The 24,744-nt window shown below is 41.8% G+C and carries 19 protein-coding genes; 9 read left to right on the forward strand and 10 right to left on the reverse strand.

Going from position 1 to position 24,744, the window contains the following annotated elements; all coding sequences use genetic code 11:
• Positions 1–12 precede the first annotated feature (12 nt).
• Positions 13–654 (forward strand): beta-carboxysome protein CcmP, encoded by a 642-nt coding sequence (locus HC643_RS00650; RefSeq protein ID WP_038079344.1) that lies wholly within the window; start codon positions 13–15, stop codon positions 652–654.
• Between the two features lie 7 nt (positions 655–661).
• Positions 662–1,411 (forward strand): pentapeptide repeat-containing protein, encoded by a 750-nt coding sequence (locus HC643_RS00655; RefSeq protein WP_038079345.1) that lies wholly within the window; start codon positions 662–664, stop codon positions 1,409–1,411.
• A gap of 128 nt (positions 1,412–1,539) precedes the next feature.
• Here HC643_RS00655 and HC643_RS00660 read toward each other — a convergent pair whose 3' ends face one another.
• Positions 1,540–1,785 (reverse strand): hypothetical protein, encoded by a 246-nt coding sequence (locus HC643_RS00660; RefSeq protein WP_038079346.1) that lies wholly within the window; start codon positions 1,783–1,785, stop codon positions 1,540–1,542.
• 355 nt (positions 1,786–2,140) lie between these two features.
• Here HC643_RS00660 and HC643_RS00665 point away from each other — a divergent pair, with 355 nt between their 5' ends.
• Positions 2,141–2,479: a hypothetical protein gene (locus tag HC643_RS00665; protein WP_038079351.1), complete on the forward strand. Its 339-nt coding sequence runs from the start codon at positions 2,141–2,143 to the stop codon at positions 2,477–2,479.
• 664 nt (positions 2,480–3,143) lie between these two features.
• A complete protein-coding gene (locus HC643_RS00670) occupies positions 3,144–4,352 on the forward strand; it encodes an XRE family transcriptional regulator (protein WP_038079354.1) in 1,209 nt (402 codons plus the stop codon).
• 120 nt (positions 4,353–4,472) lie between these two features.
• On the opposite strand, the gene HC643_RS00675 is transcribed toward HC643_RS00670, so the two are convergent.
• From HC643_RS00675 to HC643_RS00685, 3 genes are all read right to left on the reverse strand, one after another.
• Positions 4,473–6,278 carry a WD40 repeat domain-containing protein gene (locus tag HC643_RS00675; RefSeq protein ID WP_038079355.1) on the reverse strand — a complete coding sequence of 602 codons (1,806 nt, stop codon included), beginning with the start codon at positions 6,276–6,278 and terminating at the stop codon, positions 4,473–4,475.
• 47 nt (positions 6,279–6,325) lie between these two features.
• Positions 6,326–8,563, reverse strand: a complete 2,238-nt coding sequence (locus tag HC643_RS40690; protein WP_063779466.1) for a TPM domain-containing protein — start codon at positions 8,561–8,563, stop codon at positions 6,326–6,328.
• A 125-nt stretch (positions 8,564–8,688) separates the two neighbouring features.
• Entirely contained in the window at positions 8,689–9,951 is a 1,263-nt protein-coding gene (locus HC643_RS00685; protein WP_050045429.1) for a CHAT domain-containing protein, read from the reverse strand.
• 428 nt (positions 9,952–10,379) lie between these two features.
• Here HC643_RS00685 and HC643_RS00690 point away from each other — a divergent pair, with 428 nt between their 5' ends.
• From HC643_RS00690 to HC643_RS00710, 5 genes are all read left to right on the forward strand, one after another.
• Complete coding sequence (locus HC643_RS00690) at positions 10,380–11,549, forward strand: n-acyl-d-glucosamine 2-epimerase (RefSeq protein ID WP_050045428.1); 1,170 nt, start codon at positions 10,380–10,382, stop codon at positions 11,547–11,549.
• Between the two features lie 280 nt (positions 11,550–11,829).
• The gene (locus HC643_RS00695) at positions 11,830–12,969 is read left to right on the forward strand and encodes an HMA2 domain-containing protein (protein WP_038079358.1); all 1,140 of its coding nucleotides are present in this window, start codon (positions 11,830–11,832) and stop codon (positions 12,967–12,969) included.
• Between the two features lie 219 nt (positions 12,970–13,188).
• Positions 13,189–15,453 (forward strand): heavy metal translocating P-type ATPase, encoded by a 2,265-nt coding sequence (locus HC643_RS00700; RefSeq protein ID WP_038079359.1) that lies wholly within the window; start codon positions 13,189–13,191, stop codon positions 15,451–15,453.
• Between the two features lie 59 nt (positions 15,454–15,512).
• The gene (locus HC643_RS00705) at positions 15,513–15,818 is read left to right on the forward strand and encodes a DUF5132 domain-containing protein (RefSeq protein ID WP_038079364.1); all 306 of its coding nucleotides are present in this window, start codon (positions 15,513–15,515) and stop codon (positions 15,816–15,818) included.
• A 257-nt stretch (positions 15,819–16,075) separates the two neighbouring features.
• Positions 16,076–16,630 carry an HMA2 domain-containing protein gene (locus tag HC643_RS00710; protein WP_050045427.1) on the forward strand — a complete coding sequence of 185 codons (555 nt, stop codon included), beginning with the start codon at positions 16,076–16,078 and terminating at the stop codon, positions 16,628–16,630.
• 52 nt (positions 16,631–16,682) lie between these two features.
• On the opposite strand, the gene HC643_RS00715 is transcribed toward HC643_RS00710, so the two are convergent.
• The 6 genes from HC643_RS00715 to sipA all read right to left on the reverse strand — a co-directional run bounded on the left by HC643_RS00715 (position 16,683) and on the right by sipA (position 24,646).
• On the reverse strand, positions 16,683–17,429 hold the full coding sequence (locus HC643_RS00715; protein ID WP_237265797.1) for an ABC transporter permease: 747 nt from the start codon (positions 17,427–17,429) through the stop codon (positions 16,683–16,685).
• Between the two features lie 57 nt (positions 17,430–17,486).
• Complete coding sequence (locus HC643_RS00720) at positions 17,487–18,305, reverse strand: ABC transporter permease (protein ID WP_038081807.1); 819 nt, start codon at positions 18,303–18,305, stop codon at positions 17,487–17,489.
• Between the two features lie 106 nt (positions 18,306–18,411).
• Complete coding sequence (locus HC643_RS00725; RefSeq protein ID WP_038081806.1) at positions 18,412–19,413, reverse strand: ABC transporter ATP-binding protein; 1,002 nt, start codon at positions 19,411–19,413, stop codon at positions 18,412–18,414.
• A gap of 169 nt (positions 19,414–19,582) precedes the next feature.
• Positions 19,583–23,545, reverse strand: a complete 3,963-nt coding sequence (locus HC643_RS00730; protein ID WP_038081805.1) for a hybrid sensor histidine kinase/response regulator — start codon at positions 23,543–23,545, stop codon at positions 19,583–19,585.
• Positions 23,546–23,792: 247 nt separating this feature from the next.
• Entirely contained in the window at positions 23,793–24,347 is a 555-nt protein-coding gene (locus HC643_RS00735; RefSeq protein WP_038081803.1) for a peroxiredoxin, read from the reverse strand.
• Positions 24,348–24,412: 65 nt separating this feature from the next.
• On the reverse strand, positions 24,413–24,646 hold the full coding sequence (gene sipA, locus HC643_RS00740) for a regulatory protein SipA (protein WP_038081802.1): 234 nt from the start codon (positions 24,644–24,646) through the stop codon (positions 24,413–24,415).
• Between the last annotated feature and the right edge of the window lie 98 nt (positions 24,647–24,744).

The following is a 24,744-nucleotide window of genomic DNA, read 5'->3' on the forward strand; positions in this document are numbered from 1 at the left end:
GAGAGAACAACCTTGGGAATAGAACTACGGAGTTTCGTATTTCTCGACAGCCTGCAGCCTCAACATGCGGCATATATGGGAGCAGTCGCTCAAGGTTTCTTGCCATTACCGGGAGATACATCATTGTGGATTGAAATTTCTCCTGGAATTGAAATTAATCGGATTACAGATGTAGCACTCAAAGCCGCTTCTGTGCGTCCTGGAGTACAAGTCGTCGAACGATTGTACGGTCTGCTAGAAGTTCATTCTGCTTCTCAAGGCGAAACACGAGCTGCGGGACAAGCTATTTTAGCGGCGCTAGGAGTCCGAAAGGAAGAATGTCTCAAACCACGGGTTGTTTCCAGCCAAATTATCCGCAACATAGATGCTTATCAAACACAACTTATCAACCGCACGCGAAAGGGGCAACTTCTACTAGCCGGACACACGCTATATGTCTTAGAAGTTGAGCCGGCTGCTTATGCTGCTCTTGCTGCAAATGAAGCCGAGAAAGCAGCATCGATTAATATCCTGGAGGTTCAAGCTGTAGGGAGCTTTGGACGTTTGTACTTGGGTGGACAAGAACGGGATATTTTAGCAGGTGCGGCGGGGGCTTTAACGGCAATAGAAAATGTAGCAGGTCGGACAAATCCTAAGGGTGGGCGTCAGGAGTAACAAGGAAATGGCAAATCAAAGGCATCTGGAGCTACTGAAAGCGGGTGCAGCAACATGGATGGAATGGCGAGAAAAATACCCTGCTGTTGAACCTGATTTGAGTGGTGCTGACCTTCAAGGGCTTGACTTGAGCAAAGTTAATTTCAGTCATGCTTCTCTTGTAGGAGTCAACCTAAGTGGTTCCGATCTCAGTGGTGCTATTTTTTATAGATCTAACCTCAGGGAAGCTACGTTAAGAGAGGCGAAATTAAGTGTTGCTAACTTGAGTGGTGCTCGATTAATACAGGCAGATCTCAGTGATGCCAATCTGATTGGCTCTGACTTAAGTGAAGCAAATTTTAAAGACGCCGCGATCGCAGACGCTAACCTAATTGGTACTGACTTAAGAGGTGCTAATTTAAGAGGTGCTGATTTGGGTAATGCAAAGCTCATTCGGACGAACCTCAGTTTTGCCAACTTAATCGCCGTCAACTTAACTGGTGCAGATCTCAGTCATGCCAATTTATATGAAGCAGAAGTGATGGGAGCTTATCTTTATAAAACTGACTTTTATAAAAGTAACCTCAGCAAAGCTCACTTAAGTGGTGCATATTTAGTCAGGGCTAATTTGAGTGAGGCTGACTTAGATCGAGCTGACTTAAGATGGGCTAACCTTAAAGGAGCAAATTTAACTAAAGCGAATCTTAGAAGCGCTAACCTGAGAGGGGCTAACTTGAGTGGAGTGAATTTTCAGGAAGCACTTATGCCGGAATCTTAACCAGTTCATACCAAATCCGTTCTTATACCTCTTAGCCCTAGCGATTGGAAATCGCGGCTATACAAACGAAGTCCGCTTGCGCGGACTAAATTATAAAGGGGGTACAAAACGCGGATTTAGTATCAATACTACTTCTGTTGATGTGCTGTAATTTCATCAAGCAAAGCCTCATCTGAATAAGAAGTTTCCCATTCACTCGGTAGTTCGAGCCGTACTGATTGAGCAGCGCCACTTGGAGTGCAGACAATCCACAATGTGTCTCGTGCTTCGTTTACCCGAGCAGCAGCTTGGTTTTCTGCCTTATCGGAAAGACCAGCATATGCTTGAACGCAACTCCAAGTAATTCCATCAGCATCGGTAACTTCTCGCGCCATTACTAGACCTCTTGTCGTTTTGCTTTGATTCGTTTATTTTCCCAAGTTTAAATTTGATATACATACCTCTAGAGTCTTAGCAGTACAAATTGGTCTATCCGCCAATATTGCAACCAAGTGATTGGCAAACAAGAACTCTGCGATCGCCATCACTACTATTCAGTGACAAAGATCACTCAATAGCGGTACCAGTAACACTACCAGTGGTGTTTATATGTTGCATTCTGGTAATAGAGGAATTACTGTAGTGCAACTAAAGTCTCAGTATTTTCTATCGTATATATGTACTAAGTAAGATTTATCTTAATTTTTTCTAGATTAATGTACTGTTAATAACATATAAAAAATTATTATTATGAATAAATATATACAAATACAACTAAAATTAAACACATTTAACTTCCTAAAGTTAAGCTTGATAGCGCTGGCAGTATTGTTTTCCTTTGGAACCTATACTCGAGCAAATGCTGAATCAGAGTCAGGAGTGGAAGTTATCTCTATTCCTCCGCAAGAAGCATATTATACGGAAGAGAAGATTGAAGACAGTTCTAGTGGCGATCGTTCTAAAGTAGAAAATAAAAATACCTCAGATAACAACAATTTCTACGTGCCAGACAATGTGGAAGATAGTCAAAATGTCAATATAGCCAATTCTTCTGTACCACGTATTCTTCCGATTCCTGCTGATAGTTAATTGAGGCTTACGGAAACGGCTAACACTGTTCTTTTTTGGAATGATTTGATAACATTCGTAGGGGCGCAAGGTCTTGCGCCCCTACGAGTCTTTTGAAAATTTTTGCAAAATTAGGTTCTAAACAGTTTTTGGTATAGTTGGGAGCTGACTTTTCACCGGATGTGGAAAAGAAGGAGTGGTTCGCATTCGTAACAAGTTAAAAGCAAGTGTCTTTTGTCAATACGTCTAAATGTAGGAATAAATTTAATAATAATAATCAATCGAAACGATAGGGGCAGAGACATTGAACAGCCGCCTCTCCCCCTCCTGTCAGTATAATCATTCTTTTCCGTAGCTATCTTTACTTAGTCTACAATTTCAGTTTTGATGCAAAAGGCTTATTAGAAGCTTATCAAGGAGGGCGGAGATTACAGCTTATTTATCTACTGAATGACTAATCTGATTTTTATAGTAAAAATATAGGCTTAATTACTGACATTGTTAATTTTGTTAGCTAAATTCATCATATAAATGGTTCCAGCATTGGAGGTCGAACCATGCCTGACGGGGATATTGTTCACGGGCTTTCAGGACTTTATCAGAAGCCATATCAAAGACTTTGTGAAGCAAAGTTTGATCTGAATGTATGTGTCTGAATAACGATACAAGGTTGAGGAAAAACATCATGGCTACCAACATCCTGAATAACATTGATCTGGGAACATTAGGAGAACTCCTACAACAAGCCCGTAAAAAATGTGGCATGACTCAGGCTGATGCAGCCAAGGTAATTGATGCTGCACGCACCACTATGATTGCAATTGAGAAAGGAGAACGCCGTCTCAAAGCCAATGAACTGATTAAACTGGCTCGTGCTTACGGACGTTCTGTGGGTGACTTTGTTCGTCCACGCCCAGTGGTGCAACCCTTTGAAGTACAGTTTCGAGCAGTTTATCAACGCAGTCAGGAAGAACAGATAGAAATTGAGGCATTCATCCTGCAATTAGAGGAATTATGCCAAAATTATTTAGAGCTTGAGAAGATTATGGACGCGCCGCTACCAAGAAACTATCCTCTTGAGTATCAGGTAGCAGATATGCCCATCAAATCTGCTGCGGAGAGTATAGCAGTGGCAGAACGTCAACGGCTCGGTTTAGGTGATGCTCCTATTCCCCAATTGCGGGACATCTTAGAGCAAGACGTTGGTTTACGTATCTTCTATTTGCAGATGCCACAAAAATTTTCAGAAGTGTATAGCTATAACGAGCAAGTAGGTGGTTGCATGGCTATCAATGCTAACCATCCAGAGGAGCGAAGACGCTGGTCAATGGCGCATGGATACCTTCATTTTTTGGCACATCGGCAAAAGCCTGAATTCCATTTTGATGGACAGTATCAAAGATTTCCCGAAAGTGAACAACTAGCGGAAACTTTCCCCAAATATTTCCTCATGCCCACAAGTAGTTTGCTTAAACGGTTCAATGATATGTACCGTACACATGGCAAATTCACCCCGACTAATTTATTTACACTAGCGCATTACTATGGAGTGTCCGTAGAAGCATTAGTTTATCGGTTAGAGGAAATGGAACTTTTACAGTCAGGAACTTGGGATAAATTGCAATATCGGGGTTTAAAAGTCAGAAAGGTACAGGAGGAACTGGGTTTAGAACAGATTCCGCAAAGGATTGATATGATGCCTTTGCACTATCAACATCTAGCAATTGAAGCACTAGATCGAGGTTTAATTACAGAAGGACGTTTTGCTGAATTTCTCCATGTTGACCGCTTAGAAGCTCGCCGCATCGCAGAAGCATTACGGAAGTATTCAAGCGGAATGATGGAGGAAGACACAGATTTTGATTTGCGTCAAATCCAAACAGGTGAGAAGTGAAGACAGTTTATGCAAATTACTCACTCTTACATTCTGCTTGATGCTTGTTGCGTTCTCAACCTTTGTGCGTCGGGTCAATTTTTAGCTCTCAGGGCAATTGACACTCTTTGGGATGCTCCCTTAAACAAGGGCCAAATAATTCCACAGTTGAACGATGCATGACCCCTGCCTCCGCTCAAACATATCGGCCATCGAATGTGTACACAAAGTAGCTAAATCACGGGACAGTTTTAATTGAATAACTGCCAATTTTCCAGGTAGTTCCAATAAAACTTTAGATTCTCCAGTTGCTAAATTCAGAGATTTTACTTTACCTTCTAGTCCGCAAGAGAGTAAAACGTTGCGCTGCCAGTCAAAAGCAATATCATAAGTTCTTGCCATTCTGTTAGGTGGATCGCCAAAAGTAACGACTTCACTAGAAGAAGCGACGACAGGGAGTGGCAATTTCGTCTTTGAAGAGAAAATTTCATTCCACTCAAATACTCGTACTCCTTGAGCCATTGCACAGAACAACCAACGCCCATCCGGGCTAAAGTCCATTTTGACAATGATATCGCTGTCATGAAAAGCATTTACCCCTTCACCTCGTTCGACACTCGCCCGCCATGCTTTCTTATCTAATGCTGCAGTTGATAAGACTTTAATGACTTTTTGAGTATTCAAATCAACAATAGCTAATTTTGATTCTCGCTCATCAGCCACTAGGTAGCGTCCGTTCGGATGAATTGCAATTTTAGATCCATGCCCAACTTTAATTGCTGCAATATCTTGTGAATTTTTGATAGAACTAAGGATAATCTCATCCCGCAAACGGCTGATAAGTATTTCCTCATTAGCACTTAATTGAACAATGTCAGTAGCTCGACTAAGAGGAATCATTTTGAGCAATTGTTTTTTTTCTAAGTCAAATACAGCTGCTTGCAAAGATTCACTTACATGACCTACGGTCAAAAACTTTCCAGATGGACTAACTTGCATCACATAAGCATTTTGTTCTAGTGGCAGCTCAATATTTTTTGGCTCATTATTCCAAGGAGCAGTATAGTGTTTTATTTCCAGAGGTTGATTCCACAGTCCACACCAACCTATAAAAAATCCATCCATCGGATCGGGAACAGAAATTGGTTCCTGTAAAAATTGCCCCTTTGGTGTAGGACGGGAGATTGTCAATAATAAGAGCCCCGATCTATTTAATTGAGTGAATACTTCATCTATCTTGGCTTTTTCTCTCTCCTTATGCGCTAATTCAATAGAGAGGTCTGGAACATGAATGAATTCTTCTCGGCGTTCAATATTTTCATCTTCCCCATCTTGAAGATATTCATAGCAAGTTGCAGCATTACTGATATTTAAAAGTTGGGCAAAGCTAGAAAATTGTATTGCTGCTGCAAAGCTTTTATCATCGATTAACTCTCTCATATCGGGATACTTTGAAAGATTTTGTAACCTTTGCAATAGTTCTAGGCTTCTTGGAGAGAGTTCTTCACCATCTTTTAGAAAGGGAATTTTCAAAAGTTCAGAAATATGTTCAATAGTTGTTTGATTGTTGGGGAGTTCAGCGAGTAAATCAGTAAATACTTCCGGCTTACCAGTTAATCTTAATTTTTCTTCTCTAGATATAGTTCCAAAATATTCTGGTGAGGAACTATATGTATCCATTAACTGATGTTTTCTATAATATTCGTAATAAAAAAAATCATCATGGTAAAGAATCAGATTAAGCAAATGACCGGAAAATTGCTTTGCGAGAACTGAAACAACTATAGGATTTTGCCCTTTTTCTGAAGAATAAACACTAATCCAACCGTTAATACATGGAGAAATTAAAAATTTTAGTTTTTCTTGTGCAGCCAGCTTTTTTACAATTTCTGTAATTTGCTCTGTTTGAGTTGAGCGAATGTGAATAGAACCGTAAAAGCTGCCCATATAAATTTTTAAAAGCTAAGTGGCTAACAAAGTTTTAACAAATATGTTTACCAACTGCCACCTCCACCTCCGCCATCACTCATTCCACCACCAAAATCGCTACCGCTACTGTAGCTTCCGCCAGAGTCACTACCCCAACTGCTGCTAGATTCACTACTCCAACTGCTGCTAGATTCACTACTACTGTAGCTATCTCCAAAGTCAGTACTCCAGCTTTCCTCAGAATCAGCAACAGAAACATCTGATTCTACTGCCGAACGAGATGATTTTGCTCTAGAACCTGTACTGCTTGTGTAAGTACGAATGTGTATTGTTGTTTCAGTCAGTTCTGGGTAGCAGGTAGCACAGTACCAACCAATTCGTTCTGTTTTATGAGATTGGGATGTTGCAGGGCTACCGCTTTTCGATCGCACTAAATCTCCCAGTATCAGATAAGGTCTTAGTTGTTTACCTCTAATTGCGGTCATTGGATTGCGACAGTTAGCACAGTGAACGGGACAATGTTTTTGTTCTGCAACACCATGCGATCGCCCTTGAGGCAAAATAAGAAGCGCATTCTTAGGAAGTTCCAGTGGCGGAATAGTTTCCTGGATATCGTTAGTGTATCCGCAACAATGGCACTCTTGTCTGACTCCACATTTACCTGCTTGCGTCCAAGTAGGCTCTTGTAGAACCTTTGAAGAACTTCGGACAACTGTTAACTCTTGGCAATTTGAGCAATTATCAAAAGAATTTTTGAAGGCAAAAGATGAATGTTGGTCTTGAATGTATGACTGTAAGTAAATTCCAGGTGGTGATAAGTGAGGTTGACATTTCGAGCACAACCAACCTTCAAAAGTGACACTACCTAGTTTTGCCGCTACCTGTTCTGCAGGTGTGAGGTACGTTGACAGCTTGTTCTTTGGAATAGGTTTCATGAGTTTGTGACAGCGATCGCACTGATATGTGGGACGAAAACTAAATCTTTTCCCTAACTGTTGAATTATCGGTATTATTCCCCAGAAAGCACGAGCATTTTGCACGGCAAACAGTTGCAAGGCAAACGGCACAGATGCTGTAGGTAATAAAGATGCGTTTTCCAAACTTGCATCGATTGCTCCTAGGGAGAAAAACATAACAATTGCTAACACCGTCATCCCTGTTAGAACCCAAAGGGACGAGCCAATCTCTTTTCGATCTCTAAAGATATTTATGCAGATAGCACCTGAAATTGAAGCTAAAGCCATCGCCCCACAAACTAATGGGAAGGGAAAGAATACAACAGCAGTCACTATAGTGAAAAAAAGACTAAATATTTTGGCTTGCCTGTATGGTAAAAAGTACAACAGACAAAGCCAAATGGCTTCCCCAAGTACAATTGCAGAATCCAGCCTACCTGCTTGATGTTCCTTTACAATCTGCCATCCCAAGCTATAAAATAGAGCAAATATTAAATTAACAAAGCTAATCACTAACAACCATTGACCTAGAGATGGCACCTCTGATGGCTGTGATAGAGACTGTGACTGACTGTGTTCGATGGCGCTAAAGCGCGATCGCCCGTCTGGTGGTTTAACTCCTAGAATTCGAGGATGACGGCTAAGTAGGAACAATCTACCCCCAAACCCAATAAATCCAACCCAACCCAAGCTCCCGACAATCCAAATATATCCAGGAACAGCAGGTAAATTGTTTTGATGTGAGTTAGATTGGGGGTGCGATAGATTTGTATGGGATATTTCTGCTAGTGTTGTGACAAGATTTTCTGTTCCCTTTAAAATCCCGGCTTCTGGATCTCCTTGTTGAAAACGGGGAATAATATCAGTTTCAATAATCTGTTGAATTTTGCGATCGCTCAGGCTTTTCTGCAAACCAGAACCCCTTTCAATTTCAACACGGCGATCTCGTGTTGATATCAAAAACAATACACCATTATTCTTATTTTTTTTGCCAATTCCCCAAGTATTGAATAACTCAGTTGCGAAAGCCTTAGGAGAAGTAGCAGGCTGAGTCTCCAAAACGGTTACTACCGCTATTTCAGTACTATTTTTGGCCTCTAAGTTAGAAATCATTGTGTTCAGTTGTACTTCTGCTTCGGGGCTGAGGATATTTGCCATATCCGTCACCCAACCTCCATATTGCTGTCGGGGATTGGGAATATCCTGTATTTGTAGTGCGTAGCTGACTGGAGGATATAGGATGAGGAACAAGCACAACGTACCGATCCAAAGAATTGGCTTAAGAGATTTAACTAACAATTTTTTTAACTCTTCTGTTGCAACTACTTTAGCTATTAAAGAATACAAATCTAAATAGAAGATTTACTGAAATCTCTGATAAATGAAAAGCAGTAGTTTGCCCGACCTCGTTCCCATGCTCCGCCTGGGAATACCTTCAAGCGAGGCTCCGCCGCCTGTTGTATCTAGAGTATTTATATCAAGGGTCTACCCCGATGAATTGGGTGATGAAGCAGATATAGTATTGTGCTTCCGGTAATAACTCCAAAGACGAGTCCTCCAACAATAGCTCCCGTAATCCAATCTACATTTCGACTTACTATCACGCCTGAGACAATACTAACGGCTGTACCGAGCGGATTAAACACAATCCACCAGTTTGCTTTAGTACTGAGTTCTCTCAACACAAACCATTGAGCTAGAGCCAGTACCACTCCAAATAAAATTGCTCCTAAAAGTACACGCAATATCAGAAATGAAATTTCATTTTGGAATAGAGCCGGAAATTTATCTGTATATTCGATTCTTGCGATCGCTTGCTGTATTAAAGAACCACCTATAGCCCAACCAATCACCCAACCAATAGGTGTTGCCAATAGCCACCAGAAGATTTTAGCAATTCGTTTTCTAAGTCCCCACCATTGGGCTACACCAGTTACAATTCCTCCAACTACAATACCAAAAAAAGCACTTCCAATACCATGAATACTAGTAATAAAACTTATAGCACTACCTATAGAAGTAAATAATATCCATTGCAGCCAAAATACTTTCTCTGTCACTAAGATAACAGTAAAAAATTCTTGTAAATTTCGATTAAAACCGATTCGAGAAGGATGACTTGAGTTAGCTTGGGGTTCATATCTGTTGGGCTTGCTCTCTGTCTTATTTTTTGATTCTTGTTTGTAGAGAACTGGGATTAAGTCTTTTTGAATATTTTCTAATTGTATTTCTACGCAAGCAAACTCGTAAGCATCCTCGAATGAACGCCCTGCTCCTAACGCTCTATAAAAACCGACAGCAAATGTAATTCCAGCTTGGTCTCCAATAGCTTGACTCATGCCAATAACATAAGGAATATGCTCGGCAATAACTCTTGCTTGAGCTTTTGAATAGCAAGCATTCAAAACTACACACTTCACCTGCTTATTGACTAACTTAAACAGATTAGCTAGTGCAACAGTTTGTACGGGTTGAGTTTGTCCTAAAACATTTTCAAAACACAGTTCTCCCGTATTTATACCATGTCCGGAGAAGTGAACAATCTGAGGTTCAGTATCAAAAATTGCTTGAGTAACGTCTCCCGGACGCACAGATTCCCGAGATTCTAAGACAAAATTGTCTCGTTGTTTGGAGAGTTGAAGCTTTTCGCGAATATTACGTAACTCTTGCCCTAACCGGAGTCGAGTAGAGTCACTAGGATCGGCTGCTAGGAATAGAATTTTTACCTTATCCATTAGAGAATTAACACAAAGTTTAATGTCCTTACGTATAGATGCTCCATCACTCACCTTGCAACTACGTTCTTAATCGATGATTTAGTAAGGTAATTATATTAGTATACGCAAAAAGTATGTTTTTGGTTGAGAGCATCCGAATTTGGAAAAAACATACTTGTGATTGAAATCACGCCTATACAGACTAAGTCCGCCTGCGCGGACTTATTTAAAGCCTGCGTAGGCAGGCTTTCTTTGTATAGACCCAGAATTCTATTCTGAGGGTAAATAGCAAATTTGGGATGCTCCCTTTTGGTTTCCGTGTATAAAACCTTTAACAAACCTGCTAAGAATTTTTAAAGGAAGAGGAATGACTTCTGCACTTGTCGTTCTTTCGTCAGAAGGTGATAATTAACGCTGTTAGATGTGGTGCATGGAGAAGGATATTTATGGAGCACAACTTTCAAGAGCTAGCCGAACTTTATAAAAATGCTCTCTTCAACGATGTACTTCCATTTTGGGAAAAATATTCGATTGACCGAGAGTACGGCGGTTATTTTACCTGCATCGATCGCTTTGGAAAAGTTTACGACACCGATAAGTTTATCTGGCTGCAAAACCGTCAGGTATGGACTTTTTCCAAATTGTACAACCAGCTAGAAAAGCGAGAATCCTGGTTGAACATTGCCAGCAATGGTGCTCGTTTTCTTGCTCAACACGGTCGGGATGATGATGGTAACTGGTACTTTGCGCTGACCCGTGAAGGAAATCCTTTAGTTCAGCCTTACAATATCTTTTCTGATTGCTTTGCAGCAATGGCTTTTAGTCAATATGCTCTTGCCTCTGGTGAAGATTGGGCAAAAGATGTGGCTGTGCAAGCTTACAATAATGTTTTACGCCGTAAGGACAACCCCAAGGGTAAGTATAACAAGACATATCCGGGTACGCGATCGCTCAAATCTTTGGCAGTACCCATGATATTAGCTAATCTCACTCTAGAAATGGAATGGTTGCTGCCAAGCGAAACTCTAGAGAACGTGCTTAACTCTACTGTTCGGGAAGTAATAACCGACTTTCTAGACTCACAACGGGGACTTATGTATGAAAATATTGCTCCCGATGGTTCCCATGTAGATTCTTTTGATGGTCGTCTAATTAATCCCGGTCACGGGATAGAAGCGATGTGGTTCATTATGGATATTGCCCATCGGCGCAACGACATAACAGTCATTAACCAAGCTGTGGATGTCGTGCTAAACATCCTTAACTTTGCTTGGGACTCTGAATACGGGGGATTGTATTATTTTATGGATGCAGATGGTCATCCCCCACAACAGTTGGAATGGGATCAAAAACTGTGGTGGGTGCATTTGGAGTCTTTGGTTGCACTGGTTATGGGTTATCGCCTGACGGGACGTGAGACATGTTGGGAGTGGTACCAAAAAATGCACGATTACACCTGGTCGCATTTTGCCGATCCAGAATATGGTGAGTGGTTTGGCTACCTCAACCGTCGAGGAGAAGTCCTGTTAAACCTCAAAGGTGGCAAGTGGAAAGGCTGTTTCCACGTACCCCGTGCTTTATACCTTTGCTGGCAGCAGTTTGAAGCTTTGCTCTGAACTTAGCATGAGTATCGTTTATGGTTATGTTTAATAAAACCAATCTTAAAAAAACTGCTCTAACAGTGGCACTTACCCGAATAAAGTTGTATATTTTGGAAATTATTCTTATAAAGGATAATGAGTAAAAATTTGTACTCGCGCAAGCTGGGGGTATAAGAGGGGCAGTATTTAACAATACTTAAAGATAAATAATTCTGAAGAATGACCACTTACTCAAATTTTTAGGTTACATTTAACCTAATGTTAACCTCTTGGCTGGATTAGGCTATCGGGTATAATGACCAAAACGAAAAGTAGTCGCAAGAGATTAAGTCCTGGGTTGCAAAAATCTGATGACTTAGTCTCTTCTCATCTGAAAGGCGATGAAGTGAAGAAAGATACAGAACAATCTGTTGGACAGTCAACAGAGCAATTGTCTTTAGACGAGTTGCAAATTATCCATGCAACATCAGGGCGTGTTCGAGTCCGTGCTATTGACGGGGGCAATAACTCAAAACTTGACACTATCTGCCAAAGTTTACATCGGCGAGATGGTATCAAGGAAGTTTATGTCAATGAGCGAACGGGCAGTTTGGTCATTAACTTTGATGAGCAGAGGCTGTCTTTGTCCCAAGTAATGGAGTTGCTCCAGTCATTTGGTGTAGAGCAGCCGTCTCACCATGAAAGCAAGACAGACCCTTTTGCTGCTTGGAAATCTCTAGATTTCTGGAAAGAACAGGGAATTTCGTTTATTCCCTTGTTTGCCGGATTAGCGGTCACCAGAAGGTTGGGGATCGTGGGTTTTGCTGCATTTCCTGTATACTTCATTACAGCAAATGCAACCCGTCGTGTCATAAGCTATGTAGAATCACAATTTTCAGCAGCAGAAAAAAGCCCATCTTCAAAAGATGGAGATAATACTGCAGTAAAACTCAATAAACTCGACCAATCGTTGTTATCAGAAGTGGAGCAAACATCTACAAACAGAGCAGCCCAGTCTGCAAAAATTACTTACAATGTCGTTCATGCCATTCCGGGACGCATCAGGTTTAATGTACCCCGCGTTGCTCGCGATCGCGCCTATGCTAAGCGACTTGAGAGATTGCTGAAGACAGACTCTTACGTGACGACTGTGCGAGTGAGTTGCGATGCGGCTTCGGTTGCTATTGGCTACGGAAATAGTCAAATACCAGTTTCTTACTGGGCGAATTTGATGCAGTTGGCTGATGAGACAATCCCGCAAACAGCTCCTGTAAAGACTCCAATTGAGCAACAACTTCCAGAACCACAGCAGCAGTCTACCCAATCGACACTATCCATAAGGACAAACGAGGAAGGAGTTTTGGAAGTCGTCGGTCTGTGGTCTGATTATAAAACTCCAGCTCTATCTGCAGCGCTATCCTTCATGGCTAACTTTCCATTAGATATGGTTTCATAAGAGTTTTGGAACGAATCATATTAAAGTGTTTGGTTAGTTAGAACTGTGGCTAGCAGGAACCAATTCTTAGAGCCTGGAAAAGAAGCGAAAATTTTGCAAAAATTCTATACTGACGGTACCGGAAGGGGAAGAAATATCTTCCTCCTATGAGTGTCCCGTTGAGTAGGCTCTAGAAAATCAAAAAGTTGAACGTCTTTATTTTTTTATGCGAGCGAAGAAATGGCAGAACTTAGTGTGCAAATACCAACCTCCAGATTTCATCTTGCTGAAGTAGCGCTACCTGAAAGAAATGGGAAAGCTGCTTTAAAAGAGAAAAATGGACACGCACCAACTCAGATTTCCAAAGTCCAGCACAATGTGGTGCATGCAGTTCCGGGACGGTTGAGGTTGCGAGTACCTCGCCTCCGTTATGATAAGGATTACGCACAGCGCCTCCAATCCTTGTTAGAAGCTGACGCCCTGTTTTCAAGTGTACGTATTAAGCCTACAGCGTCTTCACTAGCAGTAACTTATAAAATTGGTAAAGCCACGGAAGGCAAAATCCGATCGCATCTAAGTTATTTGCTTCAAGCAGCGAGTGACGTTATTGTTCTCAAGCCTTCCACTTTAAAAAAAGCTGCTGAAAGCGAGACAGAAAAACCTTGGCCTGGGATGCAACTCTCAGCTTTGACAACAGTTTTAGCCGTGCTAGCAGGACCTTTTGGGCTACCGATTCCACCCCTGATGATAGCAGCGACTATAGCAGTTACGACATTGCCTGTAGTCCAACGAGCTTGGGAAGGAATTACGGTAGAAAAGAAATTCAATATTGACTTTCTGGATTTTATGGCGATCGCCATCACAACGCTTCAAGGTCAATTTCTGACACCTGCACTCATGCTGGGGTTGATTGAAATTGGCGAGAATATACGCGATCGCACGGCTCGCTCGTCTGCCCAACAAACCTTAGATCTGTTAAGTTCCCTCGGACAGTTCGCCTGGATAGAACGTGATGGAGAGAAAGTCCAAATCCCCATCCAAGACGTGCAAAAAGGGGATACGGTAATCGTTTATCCCGGCGAACAAGTACCTGTTGATGGTACCATCGTGCGTGGAAAAGCATTACTAGACGAGCAAAAACTGACTGGAGAATCCATGCCAGTCTTAAAGAAGAAAGGACAAACCGTCTATGCTTCAACCCTAGTGAGGGAGGGACGAGTTTATATCCTGACAGAGCGGGTCGGTAACGACACTTGTGCTGGACAGAGCATTCAATTAATGCAACAAGCACCCGTTCACGATACCCGAATGGAAAACTACGCTGCAAAAATTGCCCAGAAAGCTGTATTGCCAACTTTACTACTGGGTGGGATTGTGTTTGCCACAACTCGCAACCCAGCAAGAGCCGCCAGCGTCTTAACCCTTGACTTTGCAACTGGAATCAGGGTATCGGTACCAACCACTGTTTTAGCAGCATTAACTTATGCAGCACGACGGGGCGTTCTCATTCGCAGCGGAAGGGCATTGGAAAAACTTGCAGAGATAGATACTGTTGTTTTTGATAAGACAGGCACTTTGACCAGAGGTGAAGCTACTGTCGTTCATGTAGAAAGTCTCAACCCAAATACTTCACCAACACGAGTACTGCAACTAGCAGCTGCAGCCGAACAACGTCTGACCCATCCAGTAGCAGAAGCGATCGTGCGCTATGCAGAAGAACAGAAAATCGAAATTCCTGCCCGTGGCAAGTGGGACTATCAACTTGGTTTGGGTGTACGGGCAGAGATTGATGGAGAAACCGTTTATGTTGGTAGCGAGCGCCTTCTAGAACAAGTTGGCATTGCAATGGAACAGCTTGACGGCAACGAAAAGAAAGCAACCTCAACAATTTATGTAGCAAGCAACGGTCAACTGCAAGGTATAATAAAATATAGTGACGTACTCCGTTCAGAAAGTCGGGAAGTTATTGCAAAACTGTTAACAGTCGAAGGTGTGGAGGTCCACATGCTAACTGGAGATAACAGGCAGACCGCTAGCGTTGTTGCTGCTGAACTTGGTATTGCCCCAACCCATACCCATGCAGAAGCTTTTCCCGAGCAGAAAGCAACAGTTGTCCGCGAACTACACGAACAAGGGAAAACAGTTGCGTTTGTTGGCGATGGTATCAATGATTCGCCCGCTTTAGCATACGCTGATGTTTCTGTTTCTTTTGCCAATGGCTCTGACATTGCCCGTGAAACAGCAGATGTAGTACTGATGCAGAATGACCTGCACGGTTTGCTAGAGGGAATTGAGATTGCTCGTAAAGCCAAGCAGCTCATTCAGCAAAATACAGCTATGATTGCTGTTCCCAATTTAGCCGCCTTAGTCGTGGCAGTTTTATTTGGTCTTAACCCCCTAGCAGCAACGATGGTGAACAACGGTTCGACAGTTGTTGCAGGAGTTAACGGTTTGCGTCCAATTTTGAGAAGTCGCGACCGCAAAACTCTCCCCGCAGCTAGATGAGATGGTTGTGGTAACAAGAGTACCTTAGTGTGTTTTACTAATTCCTGGAGGAAATAATCATGGCACCAAAAATTACTGATTTTGTTGAAGACGCAGGCGCACCCGGAATCATCGCCGGTATTGGTGCAGTCCTTCTTGCACCTGTCGTTATTCCTGTCGTTGCTGGAATTGGTAAGCCAATAGCCAAGTCTATTATTAAGAGTGGACTTGTTCTTTTTGAAAAAAGCAAAGGCGCTGTTGCAGAACTCGGCGAAAGCTGGGAAGACATGGTTGCTGAAGCAAGAGCAGAACTAGCTGAAGGCAGACAATTGCCAGCAGTTGATGTTGCAGGAACATCAGTTGATAATTCTGATAACGGTTTGTAAGTACCCCATCCCCAACTCTACTCGGTTGAGGGAGAAGGAAACCAGAGCGCTGACCTTTATACCCTCATTCCCATCTCGCCATCGCCACTTGGGAATGTTTTCACCCTTACCCCCTCGTTCCCAGGCTCCGCCTGGGAATGTCTTAGTCAAGGCTCCGCCTCCCCCAATTTTTTGCCTGTTAATTTGCTTGTTAAAAAGCCCTCCATGTATTGGGAAAAAAGAAATTGAATAACAACGGTTACACTCATCTAACTGAAATGCCAAAAATAATCCAAGAAGAATGTAGGAAAAAATCTACATCTCAACCCATATATACAAAAGTTGTCAGTTCTACTCCAGGGCGATTGCGTTTGAGAGTAGCCTCTCGCTACCGTCAATCGGGAGATATAGAGCGCATTGCAAACGCCTTACAAGCTCAACCAAATATTAATCAAGTCAGAACTAATATTCAAAATGGCAGTATCGTTATACAGCACGATACACAAGATGACAGCTTTGAAAATGTTCTCGCAACTTTAAAAGATTTAGGCATTATATTTGGTGATATAGCAGTAGGAAAATCTGAGGCTGCAGCAGGGGTATCTGATGCTGTGGTGGACTTGAATAAGCGGGTGAGAAAAGCAACAAATAACTCTGTTGATTTGCGATTCCTTTTTCCTTTAGGTTTGGGCATTCTTTCCATTCGGAAATTACTTGTGAGCGGGCTACAGTTCGAGATTATTCCCTGGTATGTATTGGCATGGTACGCCTTTGATAGCTTTATTAAACTCCACGGGATGACCCAGCACTCAACAAACGAGTCAGAAAATTAAGATAATTTTCCTGAGAAGTAGACAAAAATGGCTAATGGCTAATGGCTAATGGCTAACTACCAGTGGAACAATAGTATCGTTCTCCTAATTTCCATAGCTTCAAAGAAACGATCAGAAAAAGAATACCTGCTAGTGGCGAGACGTAACAAAACCATAAAGGTATTAAAAAAGCACGTTCTTTTTCCAGCACTGCTACCAAAGGAAAATAGCTGACACAACCAAAGGGTATCAAGAAAGTAAAGAATCGCTGAAACCACTTGCCATAAATTGAAAGAGGATACTGAGCAGTTTCCACTCCTCCATAAGTGAGGATATTCATAATTTCAAGAGACTCAATAGTCCAAAAGGTAAGCGTTGCTTGTATGATAACAATGCCAACAAAGAGTGCAACACTGCCAATAAATGAAGAGCCTAAAAGCCACAATGTTTTCACAGTAAAAGGAATATGGAGAGTTGAAAGCGACCACCCCATGACTACCAATCCTTGAGAAAATCGTCCTATTCGTTTCAAGGTAAATTCCATTCCTAAAAGTTGAAGTACGGTTGTGCGCGGACGCAGAAGCAAACGGTCGAAGTCACCGTTTTTAATGATTTTTGTGAAGGAATCAAATCCCCGTCCGAGAGCATCAGCACAGGCAAAAGAAATATTAATCGTGCCATAAAATAAAGCAATTTCGGCAAGAGTCCACGTACCAATACTGTTAAAACGAGTAAAAAGCGCCCATATTCCCAAAAATTCAATAACAGTTCCTAAAAATTGCCCTAAGACTTGAAGCCAGAAGGAAACTTTATACTGCATTTGCGACTTAAAAGATACAGAGATATATCGAAGGTAAAGTAAAAAATTATTCACCATTCACCCACCTTGAATAACAAGCTTTTTTACACCATAGTTCACTAAAAAACGTCCAAAGATAATAATAACAACTATCCAAAAAAATTGATGAAGCAATACATTAAACAATTCGTTTGGTGGGAGATTACCAGTAAAAAGACGAAAAGGTTTATCTAGAAGCCCTGAGAAGGGAAGGAAATTTAAAAACGGTTTGAGCCATTCAGGGAAAAGTGGCAGGGGAATAATCATTCCAGAAAAAATAGAAATCAGAGTGGGAAGTACACTATTGATTCCCTCACCAGAAATTGTCCACATCATTGAAACAGTTAGAAGCATTGTTATTGCAGATGAAAGCAGAATTGCACCAATAAAGGAGAGAAAAAAAGCAACTCCTGCAGCAAAGGAGGATGGCAAAAAAAGCGATCGCTCCGAAAACCCTAAAATGGGAAAAAGCAATATTGTGATACTAAGAAGTGGAATACCACGAAGTATCAGGGGTGCTGTACGAAGTGCTAAAGCGCGAGCCAACCAATAGTTATAAAGGTCAGTGGGTCGAAGAAGATCGTACCCCACCCCACCAGAACGGATGAGTTCTTGAATTTCTCTATCACCTCCCCAAGGGACGATCGCTATCAAAAACGCTTGTCCGAGCCACACGTATCCTGTAGCCTCGCGGAGAGTCATAGGTTGAGCGGAGATTGCATGAGTGAAAAATGCCTCAAGAACCATAACTTTTACAAAACCCCAAAAAAGTTGAGTTCCAACCCCTGCTAAAGCAGCAGTACGATACTGCAACAGAAGCGCAAATCTTGCAACAAACAATGACCAATATGCTTTCATATATGTTTTTCTTTGGTAATCTTAACGTTTCGTCGCTTTTAAGATACAGTAGATAAGTATAGATATGACTGAGTGCAGCCACTTCAGGTAGAATCGGGTCAGTAAACTATCCATTTGATGTCAAAATTCCTTCAGAGTTTGCGTACAGTTCGGCAATTATCTCCTCAATAGGTGGATTTTCAACGAAAAGATCCTCTACTTCGTATTTTGATGTAACCTGGGCAATTAGGGACGCAGCAGAAAGCTTTGCGGGATCGAAGGCAAGAGTTACGGTACGTCCTTCCTTGGAAATGATACTGACCCCTTCTTCCTCAAAGCAAAAATCATCCTTTATCAAGTCAATTCTTAAGTACCGACGTGAGGAAACTTGAGAACGCAACTTTGCGAGAGAACCGTCACAAAGAATCTCACCACCACCAATAATAATGACGCGATCGCACAACGCCTCAATATCATCCATATCATGAGTTGTCAGGATGGTAGTGACTTGATGGGTTTTGTTCAGCGTTTTGACAAATTTTCGTACTGCAAGCTTTGAAACTGCATCCAACCCTATAGTAGGTTCATCAAGAAAAAGAATCTCAGGTCTGTGAAGCATTGCAGCTGCAAAGTCACAGCGCATTCTTTGACCGAGGCTTAACTGTCTTACAGGAGTGGAGAGAAAGCTAGAAAGGTCGAGCAAATCGATCATTTCTGCTCGTGTCTTGAGATACTCTGAATGGGGAATGCAATAGATATCTCGAAGCAAGTCAAAAGACTCAATCGCAGGTAAATCCCACCACAGTTGCGTTCGCTGACCAAATACAACACCAATACGACCAACGTGCTCTATTCTATCTGTCCAGGGAGTTCGTCCGTTAATTATGCATTTTCCACCAGAGGGTACTAAAATACCACTTAAAATCTTAATGGTCGTTGATTTACCTGCTCCATTTGGACCTATATATCCTACAAGTTCTCCCTTCTCTAAGGAAAACGAAACTCCTTTCAATGCATGGACTTCTTTGGTTTTTCGCTGCACGAGCCCTCGTATTGAACCGAGAATACCAGAGGAGCGTTCGGAAATAAAGAAAGTCTTCTTGAGGTCTTCAACAAGAATGTGAGACATAATATGACTGGTTTGCGATCGTTTGAAAGAGTGTTATACCATATTGGATTTTAGATTAGCTAAACTTGACCGAGCTAAAGTTTAGTAACAGCGATCGCAGGGATAAGTTATTGCTGGCTCAGAGGATGTAGAGCTATTTTTTTCAAATAGAATTGCTCTCAAGCAAGTGTTAAGTTCGTCCAGCTAAACTTGCAACGACTGTGACTAACTCCGCAGGTTCAACGGGTTTGGGCAAATGTATTTGAAAACCTTCTTGTAAAGCTCGCAATCTGTCCTCTGTTCGAGCGTAAGCTGTTAATGCAGCCGCCGGAATTTTTGCACCTTGTTCGGAAAGCGGAATTTTGCCAGTCCGTTCGAGCGATCGCACTTCACGAATCAGGGTATAACCATCTTCATTTGGCATACCTATATCGCTTACCAAAACATCCGGTCTCCATTGTGCAATCACTTCTAACGCTTCCCGTACACATCCCACTGCTTTGACTTCAGCTTGACACTGTTGCAACACGATACTTAAAAAATCACGGGTGTCCGTTTCGTCATCTACAACAAGTACCCGAATACCCAGGAGGGAGGGTGTGGCGGTAAAAGTTCCCCTTGTCTCCCTATCTGCTTGTCCCCTTATCTCCCTGTCTTCCTCATCTTTCTTACCCAAAAGGGGTAGCTTGACTGTAAAAGTAGTACCTTGTCCTTTACCGGGACTTTCTACACTCACGATCCCACCATGTAGTTCTACTAAATGACTGACAATTGCTAATCCCAAACCCAATCCGCCAAAAGATCTTGTTGTAGAACTATCAGCTTGACGAAAACGGTCAAAGACGTATGGAAGAAAATCAGGACAAATACCAATACCCGTATCGCTAACCTGAATTTGGACATAGGACAATGGGAATTGGGAATTTAAGTCGCGCAACGATTCCTTATGCTTTACAACTGACAAGCGAACTTCAACATGACCCCCCTGAGATGTAAATTTTATGGCATTGGATAGTAAATTCCATATAATTTGTTGCAATCGTTCGCTATCACCAATGACTGTAAATTGGGAACTGAGGGCTGGGGACAGAGAAGTGAGTGATGGGTTACGAATGTCATTGTAGGAAGCCCCCTTCATATTTAAGCAACTAGCTTGGTTGCGAAATTTCTGCGTATTTTCTTCCCGATCGCCAGTCTCCTGTCCTGTCTCCCCTAAAACATAAAACTTTAAATCGATCTCTTTTGTCTCAGCTGCTAAACGAACTGTTTCCAGTGCAGTTTCAATAATAGACACTAGGTTGCAAGGACGAACATTAAGGCGTAATTTGCCTCTAATCATCCGCGAAATATCTAACAAATCTTCTATCAGTTGTGTTTGCGCTTTGGCATTGCGCTCAATAGTCTCTAATGCTTTTGATACTTTGGTTTCATCAAGTTGGCGTCGAGAACGCAACAACTGCGTCCAACCAAGAATTGCATTGAGGGGCGATCGCAATTCGTGAGATAGAATTGCCAAAAATTCATCTTTCATGCGATTTGCTTCTTTGAGTTGCTCTGTTTGCTGTTGCAAAGAAGCTATGAGCTTTGCACGTTCCATTGCAATAGCAATTTGATCGCAAACTGCTTGCATCATCCCCATTTCATTTTGGGTAAATTTCACCCGAGTAAGACTGCCAAAAGCAAGAGTTCCTAAAAGCTGTCCCTGAGCTATGAGAGGATAACTGTAATATGCCGTAATTCCAATAGAGCGGAGAAATTCTGTTTTTGTGTCAGTTAATTGCTGTACGTTTTCTAAGGCTATTGGTTGGCGTTGTTGCGATACCGTTCCACTCACTCCTTGACCAAATTCCAGCCACTCAATTTCTTTGACTTGTTCTTCAGAAACCCCTGTATAAGATGCTAGCTGTAAAATCTGTTTATCCTCATAAACTAAATAATTAAAATACGTATCCAAGCGAATTTGTTGTGCAAGTTTTTTAAACAAACTATCAATAAGTGCTACAGGTTGTTGGCTTGAGAGTAAATCGCTGGCTGTACCAAACAATAGCTGAAGTCTCTTGTAACCCAGCGACAGTGCTTTTTCCACCTGTTTTAAGTTAGTAATTTCTTGAAACACCAAAACACAGGTTGCAGGATAACCGTGCATAGCTGGTAAAGTATCGGCAAATATCAGTAGCGAGCGAATCCCTACTGGTGTATGCCAATCCAATTCAAATCCTTCAATACGTTCGCCGCGAGCCACTCTCACCCCAGGTGCTTCCTCTAGTGGAATGGGATTTCCCGCAGCATCAGTGGCATAATAGTATGTTTTGTAATCTTCCTGCGATTCTGCTTTGGGAAATTTGCCTCCAGCCACTTTATCAGCCGCAACGTTTGCAAAAGTCACTTTTGCAGTTCCCGGTTCTATCAACAGCATTGGCATTGGCATAAGATTGAGCAAATCTTCCAGCCATTTTTGTTGGTTGCGGAGCGTTTCTTCTACCTGTTTGCGTTCTGTAATATCATTTGTAAAAGCCAGAATTTGTTCGATGTTTCCCTTTTTATCTAATAGCGGTAAATATTTTATTTCTGTCGTAAATTCTCCGTAATCAGGTAAGTTCATTACGACTTCTATTTTTTGTAACGTTTTTGTTTCCTGCGCTTGAATCAAAGTGGAAAGGTAAGGTTTTGTCACGTCTGGTGGAAAGAGTTCCTCGTCTGTTCTACCAATTATTTCTTCTTTTGGCTTCTTAATACGCTGTAATGCTGCGGCATTAACAAACTCTAATTGCCGTTTACCATTGTAGATAGCAAAAACATCTGGGATATTATCTAGTGCTAATCGAAACCGTTCTTCACTTTGCCGTAATGCTTGCTCTACCTGCTTGCGAACGCTTAAATCTAGAATAAATGCAACGGATTCTTCTCGATTTTCTCCAACTAAGGTATAACCAACCAAAACTGGTATGCGGCTCCCATCTGTACGAATATATTCTTTTTCGTAAGGTGTACAAGCTCCTTTGGAGATCGCTTCAGAAATCCGTTCTGCATCTAAAGGTAAATATTCTGGCGGAGTAATATCAGTCCATTTAATTTTGTCTGCTTGTAAATCTTCTCTTGTATAGCCAATCATCCGCAAAAATTCGTCGTTAGCGTTGCGGACGCGACCGTGAATATCGCCAAAGAGAATGCCAATAACGTTAGAATCTACAAAGCTACTGAGTTTTTCTTCATTGACCTTCAGAGCTTGTTGGACGCGATCGCGTTGCTTCCCCAATTTTTCTAAAGCCGCTGCACTTTCCCATATCAATACACAAAAGCTGACAATTAGGACAACCACAAGCAAGGATACCGCCAATTCTGGTTCATACCACCTTGCTCTCAACCCTTGTAAAGCGATCCATCCCAGGACTAAAGGGACTGCGATCGCCGCTAACAGTAATCGACGTGCTAGCACACCACTATAGGTATCGCTAGTTATTAACCGCATCAACCCTTCATTGGGATGAACGGCTAAAATCCCAACGCAAAGCACTGTAACTATCAGTGCAGTATTCAGTGCCATTCCCTCATCTTGGGATGGAAAACTGTATAATATACTGACTCCGTAAGCATACCCAATAATAACCTGTAGGGATATTAAAGCAGCGATAAGGCTAAAGACTTGGGCATACCAATAGTTGCGACGGGTTTTGGGTTGATTCACCAGTTCCAAAGCCCTGCCAAGAACTATAAAGTTTAGTGCTGTATTTATGCCCATCCCTTCCCAATGGATTACCCCCAAACCATTTAGGAAGTCGCTATGCAGCAGTGCATCCACTCTCAAATCCCAGTGGAATACGTAGTGACTGACTCTCAACAAACCAATTGTTAGAACTACGATCGCACAGACTTTACTAATGACAGTCAGAGCAATTGTCTCTTTTTTGTCTCTTTCTTCTTTTAAGGACAGCCATAGAGATATACCAGATAAAAAGAAGCAAACTGCTGTATCAACCTCCATACTTCCCGTACCGAAAGAGAGGAACGATGTCAGCCACTTTTGATTCAACCACCAGCCAATAAATACCAATAAACCAAAGCTAGCAGCGATCGCACTTGCAGCCCGTGCAACCACTGAATGTGAAGAGAGTTGGTGTGAACTTTGTTGGTGCAAGCGACTTACTCTTAACATTTAAGGCTTTATTACCGCTATAGTCTGATACGGTAATTCAAGCGTTTTTTAAATATAAATCCATTTTTATTCTATATTCCCTGACATTTCCTTTTATTTACATCTATCTTTTTACAGATTGTTTTTTCGGCTTTTTTATGTATTAAAAGCCGAACTTTCAGAGCAAAAGGCAGAAGGTCGTTGAAGATCTAACTGTTAGCGACAGTAAGCATAGCAATTTAGTTCCAATACAAACGACTTCTACCCTTTACGCTGCTTTTTGCAACTCTTCAAGTCGAGCGAAAACTTCTTTACTATGGGTAGCAGGATTCACTTTCACAAAAGTCTCGCGCAAGACACCATTTGGATCGATGATAAAACTGTGGCGTACTGACACAAAGCTCATCCAGGAACCGTAGGCTTTGCTAACTGCACCAGTGGTATCAGCCAACAAGGGGAATTTTAAACCTTCTGAATCACAAAATTCAGCATGAGAATTGACATCATCAGCGCTTACACCAACAATCTGAGCGTTTTTTTGGAGATACTTTGGCAAGTCTTGCTGAAAGCGACGGGCTTCTATAGTACAGCCAGGAGTAAAATCTTTGGGATAGAAGTAAAGTACCACCCACTTACCACGTAGCTCGGCGAGAGAAAGTTTGCCATCACCAGTATTGGTTGGCAGTGTAAAATCAGGTGCCGGTTGATTAATGACTGGAAGTTTGCCACCAAGGGCATTAGCAACTGGGGCAAAATTCAACCAACTGATGATAGCAAAACAGCTAGCAAATAATATGTTCAAAAAAGTGCGGCGAGAAATCATAATGATTTATACCAGAAACACAACTTAATATAAGTTTACAATTTCTGGTCGCCATTCTGAGAGTCTCAAGATTCCGAAGCAGTCTCTACAGGTTCAATGTACTGACTATCAAGGAGAAAAGCGCCCCTTGCAAAGCGAACACCCCAGTATCCACCAGGACGACGGTCAATAACTATACCTTCTTCCCCAATGCGAATAACATCAGGAGGGCGCAGCATGGGCATGGGTTCGGCAGTTTTTACGTAAGGTGGTAGTGATACAATGCGTACTTTACTACCTACAGCAAATTCTTTGGACATAATGTTGAGTTAATTGCTAATGGCTAATTGCTAATGGCTAATTGCTAATTGTCCACTAATTATTAACTATTAGCCTAACTATTAGCCATTAGCCCTCC

This window comes from Tolypothrix bouteillei VB521301 (assembly GCF_000760695.4).
GTDB classification, from domain to species: domain Bacteria; phylum Cyanobacteriota; class Cyanobacteriia; order Cyanobacteriales; family Nostocaceae; genus Scytonema; species Scytonema bouteillei_A.